Below are 13463 nucleotides of genomic sequence, written 5' to 3'. Positions count from 1 at the left end.
GCCATAATTTATACTAATATACAGATTAAATTCATTATTTATATATCAATTTATATTAAAAATTGGGATCTGGAAGAAGATAACGTACAAACCTAACTTTAAAGGAGATAAAGTATGAAGGAACTCACCCTTACAGGTCTGTCATATGTGAGATAACATATGACAGAATATATTTGAAAGAATAAGACATAGAGAACAATGAAATGATCCCTGAGATTTATAAGCTGGAAAAAGAAACTCTGATATCCAGACTTGCAGAGTTTTTTAGATCTCAAGAGCACGTGGAGCTTGCATACCTCTTTGGCTCAACAGCCGAAGATCACATGGGGCCTTTGAGTGATATTGATGTTGGTATTTATCTTTCGATCAGGCTTACAAAAAGAGAAAGGATAGAAAAGCGCCTGGAACTAACAGCAGAGCTTGCAAGTCTTCTTAAAACAGATAGAATTGATCTTGTTGTAATGAACGATGCATTCACTGTTATTAATTTTGAAATTATAAAGCCCAATATCCCGGTATTTGTTAGAGACGAGGATTTCAAGATTGGTGTAGAGCAGGAGATAATGTCACGATATCTGGATAGAAAGTATCACGAAAACCTCCTTAACAAAGTTTTTTTAGAAAGAATTCAAGATAAGGGGGGATTTTGAATATCCGCAGTTGATAGAATTATCAGAAAGTTAAATTTCATGCAGGTTCCGGTAAACTACTTGAAATCAATTGATCCAGAAAGCGTCAACATTGAAGAAAATTATGAAGTGCGATCCGCAATTGAGAGGAACTTTCAGCTTGCTATAGAATGTGCCATAGATATCGGGGAAATAATCATTTCAAAAGAAGGATTTGAAAGACCTGAGGACTATAGAAGTGTTTTCTTGATTCTCGGAAAGCATGATATAATCCCTAAAGATTTTGCAGAAAAACTCTCAGCTGCAGCAGGTTTCAGAAATTTTCTAGTTCACATCTATGAAAAGATTGACTTGGACATAATTGAAAAGTATCTTGTTGAAAACCTTGAAGATTTTGATATTTTTGCATCTTATATAGCTGAGTATGTAGAAAAGGTTCAAAAATAAGTTGAAGGATCACATAAATCACTTGCACAGCTCAAACATGTCTAAATATCTTAATGAGTAAGGCCCGGATAGTCCTGTAAAATTTCCGATTCAGGCCAGTCCTTAGCCAGCAGGTCGATGATGAACTCGACTGCAAGGCGTGTGCCTTTGATTACGGGCTTTCCGGCAAGGATTTTTCAGGATCGATAATAATGCGCTCTTTCCAGGTCATGATCGTACCTGATTAGAATCTGAGCCTCCAAGGTAAATATATAAACCAATGAAAATCGACTGATCAAGGAGACTCTAAAAAAGCTAAGATCATCAGTGTTTTTCAGCGAAAGCTCAAAGTACAAGTCTGATGTTAATATGCATCATCGTGATGAGCAATCTTTTCTAATGTTACTGTCTTTGTTTCTTCATTAACAGAGAAAAGCAGTACAAAATGCGTACCAATGTGTACACGTTTCAGGTTGTTTAGTGGATAGTTGAGATTCTTATACCGATGTGGATCAACACGAATTTCTTCAGATTTCTTATTAATTGCAATCAGTAGTACACGATTCTTTTTCTTTAACTTTTCAAGTTCTTTTATTAAATTTGGTGAGATATCCAGATGGTATCTATCTTCACTCATTTGTCGTCTTCATCCGGCAAACTATCAATGTATTCTATTAAACTCATACCATCAGGAATGTGTATATGATCTTCCGCCATTATTTCCTGCATTTCCTTTATAAATTCAGGACTATAAGGACGTTCAAGTATCTTTTCTTCATATTGGAGAGCCATTAAGTTAATAGCTTCACTCTGGTCTTTCAGGTTATACTGCTCCTTGATGATATTCAGAATCCGGCTAGTGTGTTCGTCTAGATTTAATACGGCTTCAGTCATACTTGTCACCAGGATATAACAGGTATATTTTAAAAATATATATACTTGATTCAGTATGCTGTTTTTCTCTAGCACTTATTTTCTCAAGATTGTACAACATAATTGAAAAAAGGTTTCTGTTTATATATCATATGACTTTGACCATATGTTAACAAGTCTCAAACTTAAATAACTAACTTGAAGAAGTATTTTCTGATTTGAGCAAATCACTTGCGTAACTCAGGCAAGCCTGAATATCTTCATGTGTGAGGCCTGGATAATTCCGCAGGATTCCAGATTCAGGCCAGTCCTTAGCCAGTAACTCGTTGCTAAACTCTACTAGCCAGGTGCGTGTCTTTGATTACAAGGCTTGCCTGCAAGAATGTCAGGTCAATAATGATATGCTTTCTACAACTCATAGATTGCACTTGATTGGAATATGAGGCTGTCAGGTATTTAGGTTTAGGGTGGGATATTAGACTGTCTGCGAGAAGGAAGTGTCATAAATTCAAAAAAAGCAGAACAGAAAACCAATTGCAAGAACCGCTTTTACTGAACAGCCAATTTATCTAAGACATTTAGAGCCTGCTTAGAATTCATATGGATACTATAAACGGTTTTCTTAATTGCTTGTTAATAAATTTTAATCTCAAGTCCCAGCACTTCTTTTAATGATTACCTCTAATAGCTATCTCGTCGTAATAAAATGTTGTTGAATCTATGGATTAATTGAATACGCTCTCATGTCTCTGGAAGTTTTTTCGATTGCATCAGCAAGTTCAGGGTTAGGGCCTATTTCTGAGAGCACTTCCGAGAGCTTTCTTTTTTTAGGATAGTACTTAAGGATCACATCCGAGAAGCTGTCTTTTTCTGAGGTTTTGAGGCTTTTGAGCTTTTCGTAGGCTTCATCGCTTATGCTGATCGTTCTTGTTGGCATAATATTATCTGTGTATGTATGTGTATTTAAGATTTTTCGGGTTTTCTCGATCCGGTGAAGATAAATAATACACTGAAAAGAACGCAAAAATTTCTCAAAGAATCTGAATTTGAGTATATTCTTCTAACTGGAAGCTATTTCACAAGAGCATATGTACAATAATCAAAGAAATTACCGCCTTGGCCAAATATTCAAACATTTGGTGAAATCAGACTTTTAAATCCAAAATTATACTAAAAAATAAATAACAATGGTAAATATTCAACCTATTCAAAATGGAATAAATCAGCAAACAGCTTTATAGAAGATATAATGGAAGTTCAAATAATCAATTTGGATAAAAATATATGAAAAATAACACGATTGATAGGAGGATTTTGTGAAAATACTGTTTTAAAAATACCTGCAGAAACTCGGTTCAATTGTAACATCTAATAAAAATTGGCTACTTTATCTTCTAATATGTCACTTACCTTCAAGTGTATTATTTGTGCTCTCAGGGCCAGACGATACTTTAACTTCAGTCATAAAGCCTGCACTGTTACCTTGTAAAGTATTATTATGAGATTTCCCCAGCGTGATTTCAAATGAATACCCGATTGATTTGATAGTATTGTCAAGAAGTTTGTTATTATTTGAATCTTCAAGACTAATGCAGAAATAGTCATCTATAACTGCATTTTTGCTCAGTTCATTGTTTGAAGAATTTTCGAGGCGTATACCATCCCAATTTCTCGATACATTATTACCTGTTAGCTTGTTGTTATTTGAATTTCTAAGAAGGATACCGTTTCTATACTCCTCCTCATGGAGCCAATTATGACTCACCTCATTATTTTTCACGATATTTCGACTGGAGTCTCTCAAGTAAATTCCACGCCCATTTTGAGATGCATTATTGTTTTCAACTGTGATGTTCTCGGCTTTTTTCAGGTAAATTCCGTATTTGTCAGAAACCAGTTTATTGCCAGCGATAATGCCACAAGATCCGGTATAACATATGCCTGCCTGGTCTGTTCCTATCACATTAAACCCGCAAATTGTTACATTGTCAGCAGCTACATAGAATATATCATCTTTCGGATCTGCAGCCTGAATTATAGTCTCAGTTGATTCTCCAGGCTTTGAAATTATGATGAGAGATTTGTTCACAATCAAATTTTCCTTATATAATCCCGGATAAACGGCAATAATATCGCCGGAGCTTGAATTGTCTATTGCCTGCTGGATCGAGTCTCCTGGGTGTACGTAGACATCGATTGAATCCTCGCTAATATTATCGAGAAAATTACTTATCGAATTATTGCTGAAATTGTCAGAAAGGCTATTTATTGGATTATTGTCAACATTATCCGAAAAATTATTGGGATGTATCCAGGATATAATTACAGAAATTGTAGAATCAATGAAAGATTTATTTTTTATATCCTGATTTTTAGTCTCATTCTTAGAAGTACGATTAGGTGAATCATCTGGTAAATGATCCATATCTGAATTCCCAATATTACCTCTCAAAGTGTTGTTATCTGAGCCAGCAAGTTCAAAGCCATGTTCCCTGTTTGAATTTGCAATATTATCAGTTAGAATGTTGTCTCTTGAGCTCCCTAGATCAATACCTGCATACCTGTTTGAATTTGCAATATTATTGTTTAGCAAGCTGTTACTGCAATTGAATAACTTGATTCCGTCATTATTGTGATTTGCAATATTTTCGTTTAGCTGATTTTTGGTAGAAGAACTTAAAGCTATACCATTAGCTTTATTATTATTTGCAGTGTTGTTGTTCAGTTCAGTGTTATCCGAATCTATAATCTCAAATCCAACACCATTAAAATTTGCCATATTGTTGCTTAAATAATTATCAGTGGATGCAACTATCGCAATGCCAACAATATTATTAACTGCAATATTATTCAACCCAGTGTTATTATCCGAGTTAACCAGAATGATTCCGACATAGTTATTTGATAGGATATTGCTGTCATACCTTGAATCGCTTGTATTATGTAAAAAAACACTCTGGATGTTATTTTGGAGAATCTGATTTTTTATTGACATATTCTGGCAGTTGATACAATAAATAGCCCCAGCATTTGAGGCCGAATTTAAAGTAATATTCGAAACGTTTACAAGATAATAGATAGGTTTCCCATTTACAGTATTGGTAGTATCGATATTGTTTTGCATACTCGCATTTATATACACAGTATCAATCGCAAAATTATATGTGTTATTAACCATCGTGTTATTAATAAGCGTATTGTTGCTGGCAAGCTCACTGTCGTTTGGGGATAATCGGATTCCTGCCCAGTTATTGTCTGATACTGTGTTATTGATCAGTATATTGTTGTTAGCATGCCAGAGATGTATTCCTATCTCATTAGCTTGTAAATGGTTGTTTGCAATAGTGTTATACTGCACACTGTCCAGATAAATTCCACTTCCTGAACTGGAATTTATCAAACTAAAACCTTTGATGGTCACATTGTTCGCAGTTACATGAAAGATGTGATCACCTGGACTAAGAGCTTGAACGATTGTATCTTCCGGATTTCCCGACTTTGAGATTATTGTTAACTTCTTATCTACGTCTACGTTTTCTACGTAAACTCCTTTATTTACGAGTATTGTATCTCCATCGACAGAGTTGTTTACAGCTTGCTGTACAGAGGTATAATCTCCTTCTCCGCTGCTATCAACAGTAATCGTATCCGCTGCAACAATATTTGTATTCATTAATAGAAAAGAAAACGCGATCATAAAATAGGTTTTAGTTTTCAGTTATGTCACCTTCTAGGGTGATTCATTTCTTACATCTTTACATTTTTTTCATAACACCTACATTTTTATTCTAAACTTTTTTTACTCTTTACTTTTTGTATTCATACCCTTATATGGAAAAATGTAAACAAGAACTAACCTTAGTGTCAAAACCATGGAAATAACGAATTGTCCTTTTCTTTTTTATTCCCTATCTTTAAACCGTCAATTTTTCCTTCTTCATTAGACATATAAATGGATTCTGCAATCAGTTTTTTCAGCTCTGGTGTTTCCTCAGTGAGATTAGTTAGGCCCATGATTCCGTAATAAACTATGAAATAATCTTCTCGAGTTTCAAGGAAAGGTCTCTCATACACTAGAAAATATCCTGACGTTTCAGGGCTTTCATATCCTGTTACGTTAAAAGAGGTGATATTACAGAAATTTTCAACTTCACGCCTTTCAATTTCTTCTTGAAGTTCTGCACTAATATTCAGTTCCTCCTGAAACACATTACCGTTTTCTTCCAGATACCGATAAAGGGTATCTTCCCCTTTTAAAAATTCAGACTCATCGTCAAAGTACCAGACGTTTATATATTTTCTTCCAGAGTAGTTTCCTGCATTACAGTAAGGAGAAATCTCCGGAAAAGATGAAGTACAGCTCTGTATATTTCCTTTCCAAGTCTCCGGGATATACCATTCTGGCATGCCTTCTGAAGGTGGCAGTCCTGGACCTATCCGGATGGAATCAAGCACAAGCCATATTCCAATAAAGATAACTATAAAAAATATTAGAAATACTATCTTTTTATTCATTCTTTTGTAAAACATTTACCTGCCCCAGATTCAAGAAAATAAACATGCTTCACCTTCGGGCGCCTGTATGGGAGTTCTGCAAGAAGTCTTCAATTTCTCGGGCTCTCATATAGTATGAAAAAAAGTAAATTTTTTTCACACAACTGTATGATTTTTTATTATAAATTATTTATGGCCATATCATCAAACTACTAGAAGAATATGACTTTTTAAGGAAGAACTATGCTGAAAAATAAATAATAGTGGTAATTATTCAAACAATCAAAAATAATAATAAATCAATAAACAGTTTTATATAAAATACTGAAATCGTTACATAAGTCTGAAAATAGATGAGCAAAAATGAGGACATTCAAAAAGAGCTAAAAAATAATAAAAAATAAAGCCGCAAGTGCAGCTTTACTCAATGATGCGGGTGTACGTGTTCGTGCCCGTGTATACGTCCCTCTTCGTCGATTTTTGTCTTTTTATACCTTATATAAGCCTCATCGACTGATTTCAGGCACCTGTAGCAGAGGTCCACGTCTTTTCTTACGACTTCTTTTGAGAAGTCGGGGATCTCAATTTTCACCGGGAAAACTCCGGTCTTGTCTCCGCAGAGGGCGCATTTGCCTTTTCTGCATGAGGTATTGTTTTTGTTTACTGTTAAGTAAGTTTTCTGGGCGGAATCCAGGCAGGGTTCACAGAGCCCTTTCCAGACTCCTTCAGGGTAGGCGAATTTGAGGAGAGGGCGGAAGACCCTGACCGGGATAACGGTAGGGATTCCGCGTCCGCAAAGATCACAATCTGTCATTTCTCATACCTCCTTAGACCAGTACCATTGCTGCTTTCATAGCCAGCTCCACGAAAGGCTCGGGCCAGAGACCCATTGCCAGCACACCTGCAACTGCAACCAGAAGGGCTGCTGCATATGGGAAAGGAACGCTGACCTTTTCACCCTCAGGGGGCAGGAAGTACATGTATTTCACAAGCCTTGCGTAGTAGAACAGTGAAAGGGCACTGTTCAGGATGGCGATTACTGCAAGCCAGGTCATGCCTGCCTGAATGGTTGAAGAGAAGAGCACGAACTTGGCCATGAAGCCTGCAGTCGGGGGGATGCCTGCAAGGGCAAAGACGAAAACCGTCATACACAGGGCTGCCAGTGGCATTCTCTTACCAAGGCCCCTGAAGCTGTCCAGGTGGTCAGGGATATCGAGGTTTCCTTTCTTTTCCGAAGCTACCATCCAGACAACGGCAGCAGCTGCGATAAATGCTCCTGCTTTCATAAAGGCATGGGCAAGAGTGTACATGATGCCGCCTCCAAGAGCTACAGGAGTCATTACAGCAAAAGCCATTGCAATGTATCCTGCCTGTGCAAGGGAGGAGTAGGCAAGCATGCGTTTTACACTTGTCTGGGCAACTGCGACCACGTTTCCGAAGGTCATGGTTACCACTGCCAGAAGGGCAAACATAAACTGCCAGTCAGGCTGAAGGGCTGCAAGGGCTATTATGAAAACCCTGAAGGCTGCTACAAATCCCATCTTCTTGGACCCGGCTGCAAGCAGGGCGGAAACAACTGAGGGAGATCCCTGATATGTATCTGGAGCCCACATGTGGAAGGGTACAAGAGCCATCTTGAAGCCGAAACCCGCAGTCAGAAGCACGATTGCTACAAGCCCTATAGGGTTTCCTATCAGAAGACCCGGGTTTTTAGCAATCAGGGAAATGCTGGTAGTGCCGGTTGCTCCGTAGACAAAGGAAAGCCCAAAGAGCATGAGCGCTGCGGAAACCGAGCCTATTATGAAGTATTTCATGGCTCCTTCGAGGGACCTTGCATTCTGTTTTTCAAAACCTGCAAGGGCAAAGGTTGCAAGACTTGCCAGCTCAAAGGCACAGAAGAGAAGGATCAGGTCATTTGCAGAGGCTACAATCATCATCCCGAAGGTTGCAAAGAGCACCAGGGTGTAGAACTCTTCTGTGTGGTCGCTGTTTTCGGTATACTTTATCGAGGCAATCGAAACAATCAGGGCAACTGCAAGGAAGACCAGTTTGAAGAACTGTGAGAGGGCATCGATACTCAGGGTCTCTGAGAAAATCGCATATCCTACCTGGAAACTTCCCATTGTCAGAAGCTCGAAGCTGTTAACCGTCAGAATACCGGATGCAAGGATTCCCAGGGTTGCCAGGTAGCCCAGCACATTCTTGGACTGGGGGGACAGGAAAACTCCGGCCAGAAGCACTACCAGGCCGGTTGCAACCAGAACAATTTCAGGTGCAAGATACATTATTTCATCCATTTCTTACACCCCCACAGCAGCCACCAGGCTGACTATTGCTTCTGAGTTTTCAATCATCATATTAAGCACCGGACTCGGGTTCAGGCCGAAATAAAGCACAAGAAGTGCAATTACAGCCATTGAAAAGACCTGGAGGGAATTGATGTCTCTTACATCCCCGAGTTTCTCATTGTACACTCCGAACATTGCTCTCTGCATTGCCCAGAGGTGGTAACCTGCAGTAATCACTATTGCCAGCAGGGCAAGTAAGACAAATCCAGGCAGGTTCACGAAGCTGAAGGTCAGCACCAGGAACTCGGCAATGAAGCCTGTAAGTCCAGGAAGGCCGAGGGATGCCATAAAGCCGACCATCATAGCCACGGTAAGCATAGGCATTTTCTTTGCAAGCCCTCCAAGCTCGTTAATTATCCTTGTGCCCGTACTGGTCTGGATTGCTCCTGCGGACATGAACATGATGCTCATGATGAGCCCGTGGGAAAACTGCTGGAACATAGCGCCCGAAACCGAAAGGGCGACAAGGCCGGCTGAACCGAGGGTTACGTAGCCCATATGGCTCAAACTGGAGTAAGCAATCATGCGTTTGAGATCTCTCTGCCGCAGAGCCACAAGAGCCCCGTAGAGGATACTGAAAGAACCTAGTAGGCCAAGCATCATGATCATCATGTCAGGATTGCCGGTGTTCGGGAGCATTGGGAGCGAGATCCTGAAAAGCCCGTAACCTCCGATTTTGAGCAGGATAAAGAGTACACTGCCTGCTGTGGGAGCCTCGGTATATGCATCCGGAAGCCAGGAATGGAAGGGGAAGGTCGGCAGCTTTGCCAGGAACCCGAAGAGGATTGCAAGGAATATTCCGTCTCTTACCAGGCCGGATTCGAAGAACTGGAACTGTGCGACCAGCTCTCTTATGTCAAACGTAGCAACGCCTGTCTGCTGCAGGGCGGTGTAGAAGAGCCCGAAAATCCCGAGCAGCATAACGAGTGAAGCAACGTGTGTGTAGATAAAGAACTTGTAGGAGGCATGGGCTCGCTTTTCTCCACCCCATATATTTACTATGAAGAAGAGAGGGACAAGGGTAAGCTCCCAGAAGATATAGAAGACTACAAAGTCAAGGGCAACGAAGACTCCTATAACTGCAGCCTGCATGGTAAGGATCAGCCCATAGAACCTGTTCGGGGCTTCCATGTCTTCTTTCCAGGTGAAAAGAATCAGAAACGGAATCACAATCGCATTCAGAAGGATAAGGGGCATGGAAATGCCGTCAATTCCTACCGAATAATTGACTCCGAGGAAAGGAATCCAGCTTACAGATTCATAGAACTGCATTGCAGCAGTACTGCTGTCAAAGTTCAGATAGGCATAAAGGGTAAGCCCGAGAGTCGCAAGAGACCCGAGAAAGCCCAGCCCTGCAGCCAGTTCTTTTGTTTTTGTGAAAAAGGTCACGACTGCGAAAATCAGCGGCACCAGAATCAACAACGATGCGACCGGCAGCATCAGAGTACCTCCATTATCAATTTAATAAGTATTATCAGCAGGCTCACACCCGCAATTACTGCGGTTGCATAGGTCTGGACAACCCCGGTCTGAATCTTCCGGAGTTCTTCTCCCACTCCAACCGTGAGAATTCCGATTGCTTCCACAATGCTGTCAACGATCACGTCAACTACCTGTGTCAGGAAAGCAATAACTCCGTAGACAACACCGATTGAGAAGAACTCGGTGTAGATCTGGTGCTGGTAGTAGCGGTTGTAGAGCAGTTTGTAAATCGGGTTCTTCATGGAAGCGAGGGCTCCGAGTTTTACTGCTCTCAGATAATAGATCACGAAAGCAATTGCAAGACCTGCAAGTGCAACTATTAACGGAAGCCACAGTACAATTAGAGGTTCATGACCTGCTGCCTCTACGAGTTCGTTTCCACCTATGCCTGCAAGGTTTCCTATGTTCAGGTTCACAAAGCTGTTGGCAAAGGTTTCTTCAAGGAATTCCATAAAACCGGTTCTTGTCAGCGAGCCGAACACAAGGGCAAAAAGGGCCAGAATGGACAGGGGGATGGTCATAATGGCAGGGGACTCGTGCCCGTGATAGTTGCTTCTCGGCTTCCCTGTGAAGGTCATGAAGATCAGCCTGAAGATGTAAATGGATGTAAGGAGAGCTGCAAGAATTGAGAATACATAGGGGATCCAGTTGCTGCTGTGTTCTCCGAAAAGGTATGCAGCTTCAATGATGGGGTCTTTAGACATGAAACCGCTTGTCCCTATTGAGGTTCCTGGGATACCGAAACCTGCAAGGGCGAGGGCTGCAATGGTCATTGTGGCAGCGGTAATTGGCATTACCTTTCCTACGCCTCCGAGCTCCCTCATGTCCTGGGTGCCAACTGCATGAATTACACTGCCTGCACAGAGGAAGAGAAGTGCTTTGAAGAAAGCGTGGTTAATCAGGTGGAAAAGGGAGATTCCGACCGCTTCAAGCCCTATTGCGGTCCCCAGACCAAGGCCCAGCATCATGTACCCGAGCTGGCTGATGGTTGAGAAAGCAAGCACACGCTTGAGGTCGTTCATCACAATGCCCATAGTGCCTGCAAAGAGAGCTGTAAAGCCTCCGAAGTAAGCAACTACCATGAGGGAATCAGGGGCTGCAATAAACATCGGGAAAGTCCTTGCGACCAGGTAAACACCAGCAGTAACCATTGTTGCTGCATGGATGAGGGCTGAGACCGTTGTCGGACCTTCCATTGCGTCGGGCAGCCACACATGGAGGGGGAACTGCCCTGACTTTCCTACGGCTCCTCCGAAGAAGAGCAGGGTGATAATAGTAAGGTGGCTTATTTCGAAGCCCAGGATGTTTATCTGAAGAACTGCAAGCTCGGGGATATAACTGAAGATTTCATCGAAACGCAGCAGGTATGTTCCGTCCTGGAACCCGCCTGCAACCCTGAGAAGATCGGAAGTAAGTACTATTATTCCTGTAAGGAACATTACGTCTCCGATCCTGGTTGTCAGGAAAGCTTTTTTGGCTGCGGCTGCTGCTGAAGGCTTTTCAAACCAGAATCCTATCAGCAGGTAGGAACACAGACCTACAAGTTCCCAGGAAACAAAGAGCTGAAGAATGTTATCGGAGAGGATCAGGGAAAGCATTGCCGCCGTAAAAAGTGCGGTTTCTGCAAAATACCTGGCTTTTCCGGGATCATGGGACATGTAGCTGACTGCGTAGATATGGATTAACAGGCTCACAAAGGAGACCATTGACAGCATGACTGCAGCCAGGGGGTCGATTAATACTCCTATGTTAAGCACTGCAAACCAGGAATAGGACTGGCTTATGACCTCTTCGGGGTTTGCCAGCAGCCCGAGGGTAATCGCAAAAGAGATTACAAAGGAGGCAGCGATGGCAAGGATGGGAACGATTGCCCCTCCTGAAGGCATTTTCTTGCCAAAGAAGAAGGTGATCGCAAAAGCCAGTGCCGGAAGCAGGGGGATTAAAAATGCAAATTCTTCCAGAGCCGTTTTTACCACCTCAGAATGTTAAGCTCGTCAAGGTTGATCTTATCATGCATTCTGTAGATTGCCATGAAGATTGCAAACCCTACTGCAGCTTCGGCAGCCGCAAGGGCAATCGAGAATATGGCAAAGACCTGACCATGAAGGGTGTCAGTATAGCTTGAAAAAGCTACAAGGTTAATGTTTGCGGAGTTCAGCATGAGCTCGATACACATGATCATCCTGATACCGCTTTTATGTGTCATTACGCCGTAAAGCCCTATTGAAAAGAGCAGAGCTGCAAGACCCAGATAAAATGTTAATGGAATAGCAGTCATTTGTTGCCCTCTCCTTTTGCTATATAAATTGCACCGATAAGGGATGCGAGCAGGACAATTGACAGGACCTCGAAAGGTGCGACAAACTGAGTAAAGATAAGCATACCTATGCCCTCTATGTTACTCGGGTCAGCCGGGTTCTCAGGAAGGTCCGGAACCGTATGCCAGGAAGTCCCGAAAGCTCCTGTCACTATAACCGCTACAAAGAGCAGGGATACTAAAAAAGCCAGAGCCCTGTTAATACGCACGGGACCCACCTCCAAGTTCTCGCTTTGTCAGCATGACTGCAAAGAGAATCAGTACTCCGATTGCTCCTATGTAGACCAGCACCTGGATAATTCCAAGGAACTGGGCATTTAAGAGGATATAAAGCCCTGCAACTCCGAACATGCACATAATCAGGGCAAGTCCGGCTCTTACAACGTCTTTTGCAATGACCACAAAGATTGCAAAGAAGACCGTAACAAGCGCAAGGAGTCCGAAAACGGCGAGTTCCAGAGCCGTTCCAACGGTTTCAAGGATCATCTCTTATCACCTTCTTTGATATCTACTTCCCTTGCAAGCTTTTCAGGAGTCATAAGCAGGTCTTTGTGCGTCCATTTTACCACACCTTTGCAGTACTCTTTCCCGCTGGAAAGGGCGCCTTTGGGGCACTGGTCAATGCAGAGCCCGCAGAAAAGGCAGTGTCCTATGTCTATTTGAGGGAACCACCTCTGCTTTTCACTGCCAGGAGCAATCGGGGCTTTTACGATCTTGATTGCGGCGTTAGGGCAGGTGTTGGCACAGATCCCACAGCCTATGCATTTGCTTTTGTCAAGGACCTGAAGGCCTCTGAACCTTTCGGAGAGCGGGCTTTCCACTTCCGGACACAGCCTGGTAACGCGTTCTTTAGGGATGTTTTTTATTGCGTATCTGATGTTTTTGAGAACCATA

The 13463-nt window shown here is 41.8% G+C and carries 17 protein-coding genes; 2 read left to right on the top strand and 15 right to left on the bottom strand.

Features of this window, described 5'->3' with window-relative positions:
- Nucleotides 1–203: 203 nt before the first annotated feature.
- Entirely contained in the window at nucleotides 204–650 is a 447-nt protein-coding gene (gene mntA, locus MSHOH_RS15260; RefSeq protein WP_048140906.1) for a type VII toxin-antitoxin system MntA family adenylyltransferase antitoxin, read from the top strand.
- 39 nt (nucleotides 651–689) lie between these two features.
- Nucleotides 690–1076 carry a type VII toxin-antitoxin system HepT family RNase toxin gene (gene hepT / locus MSHOH_RS15255; RefSeq protein WP_239451002.1) on the top strand — a complete coding sequence of 129 codons (387 nt, stop codon included), beginning with the start codon at nucleotides 690–692 and terminating at the stop codon, nucleotides 1074–1076.
- Between the two features lie 50 nt (nucleotides 1077–1126).
- On the opposite strand, the gene MSHOH_RS26070 is transcribed toward hepT, so the two are convergent.
- The 15 genes from MSHOH_RS26070 to fpoI form a co-directional block, all read right to left on the bottom strand.
- A complete protein-coding gene (locus tag MSHOH_RS26070) occupies nucleotides 1127–1249 on the bottom strand; it encodes a DUF433 domain-containing protein (protein WP_204245456.1) in 123 nt (40 codons plus the stop codon).
- Between the two features lie 170 nt (nucleotides 1250–1419).
- A complete protein-coding gene (locus tag MSHOH_RS15250; RefSeq protein WP_048140901.1) occupies nucleotides 1420–1692 on the bottom strand; it encodes a type II toxin-antitoxin system RelE family toxin in 273 nt (90 codons plus the stop codon).
- Complete coding sequence (locus MSHOH_RS15245) at nucleotides 1689–1949, bottom strand: DUF2683 family protein (protein ID WP_048143540.1); 261 nt, start codon at nucleotides 1947–1949, stop codon at nucleotides 1689–1691. Before MSHOH_RS15245 ends, MSHOH_RS15250 begins: the two co-directional genes overlap by 4 nt.
- Nucleotides 1950–2121: 172 nt before the next feature.
- A complete protein-coding gene (locus MSHOH_RS26065) occupies nucleotides 2122–2247 on the bottom strand; it encodes a DUF433 domain-containing protein (RefSeq protein WP_204245455.1) in 126 nt (41 codons plus the stop codon).
- A 399-nt stretch (nucleotides 2248–2646) separates the two neighbouring features.
- Entirely contained in the window at nucleotides 2647–2865 is a 219-nt protein-coding gene (locus tag MSHOH_RS15240; protein ID WP_048140898.1) for an antitoxin VapB family protein, read from the bottom strand.
- 465 nt (nucleotides 2866–3330) lie between these two features.
- Entirely contained in the window at nucleotides 3331–5601 is a 2271-nt protein-coding gene (locus MSHOH_RS22290) for a NosD domain-containing protein (protein WP_162197646.1), read from the bottom strand.
- A 191-nt stretch (nucleotides 5602–5792) separates the two neighbouring features.
- Nucleotides 5793–6458, bottom strand: a complete 666-nt coding sequence (locus MSHOH_RS15230; protein WP_048140896.1) for a hypothetical protein — start codon at nucleotides 6456–6458, stop codon at nucleotides 5793–5795.
- Nucleotides 6459–6846: 388 nt separating this feature from the next.
- Entirely contained in the window at nucleotides 6847–7236 is a 390-nt protein-coding gene (locus tag MSHOH_RS15225; RefSeq protein WP_048140895.1) for a F420H2 dehydrogenase subunit FpoO, read from the bottom strand.
- A gap of 13 nt (nucleotides 7237–7249) precedes the next feature.
- Entirely contained in the window at nucleotides 7250–8719 is a 1470-nt protein-coding gene (fpoN, locus tag MSHOH_RS15220) for a F(420)H(2) dehydrogenase subunit N (RefSeq protein WP_048140892.1), read from the bottom strand.
- A gap of 3 nt (nucleotides 8720–8722) precedes the next feature.
- Complete coding sequence (gene fpoM / locus MSHOH_RS15215; RefSeq protein WP_048140890.1) at nucleotides 8723–10210, bottom strand: F(420)H(2) dehydrogenase subunit M; 1488 nt, start codon at nucleotides 10208–10210, stop codon at nucleotides 8723–8725.
- Complete coding sequence (gene fpoL, locus MSHOH_RS15210) at nucleotides 10210–12228, bottom strand: F420H2 dehydrogenase subunit FpoL (RefSeq protein WP_048140887.1); 2019 nt, start codon at nucleotides 12226–12228, stop codon at nucleotides 10210–10212. Before fpoL ends, fpoM begins: the two co-directional genes overlap by 1 nt.
- The gene (fpoK, locus tag MSHOH_RS15205; RefSeq protein ID WP_048140885.1) at nucleotides 12222–12530 is read right to left on the bottom strand and encodes a F420H2 dehydrogenase subunit FpoK; all 309 of its coding nucleotides are present in this window, start codon (nucleotides 12528–12530) and stop codon (nucleotides 12222–12224) included. The genes fpoL and fpoK overlap by 7 nt, the downstream gene beginning before the upstream one ends.
- Nucleotides 12527–12778, bottom strand: a complete 252-nt coding sequence (gene fpoJ / locus MSHOH_RS25735; protein ID WP_048140882.1) for a F420H2 dehydrogenase subunit FpoJ — start codon at nucleotides 12776–12778, stop codon at nucleotides 12527–12529. The genes fpoK and fpoJ overlap by 4 nt, the downstream gene beginning before the upstream one ends.
- Entirely contained in the window at nucleotides 12768–13055 is a 288-nt protein-coding gene (locus tag MSHOH_RS25730) for an NADH-quinone oxidoreductase subunit J (RefSeq protein WP_048140880.1), read from the bottom strand. Before MSHOH_RS25730 ends, fpoJ begins: the two co-directional genes overlap by 11 nt.
- Complete coding sequence (gene fpoI, locus MSHOH_RS15190; RefSeq protein ID WP_048140878.1) at nucleotides 13052–13462, bottom strand: F420H2 dehydrogenase subunit FpoI; 411 nt, start codon at nucleotides 13460–13462, stop codon at nucleotides 13052–13054. The genes MSHOH_RS25730 and fpoI overlap by 4 nt, the downstream gene beginning before the upstream one ends.
- Nucleotide 13463 lies beyond the last annotated feature (1 nt).

Source organism: Methanosarcina horonobensis HB-1 = JCM 15518, assembly GCF_000970285.1.
GTDB classification, from domain to species: Archaea; Halobacteriota; Methanosarcinia; order Methanosarcinales; family Methanosarcinaceae; genus Methanosarcina; species Methanosarcina horonobensis.
The sequence above is the reverse complement of the archived record's forward strand: the minus strand, read 5'-3'. Positions and strand labels throughout refer to the sequence as shown.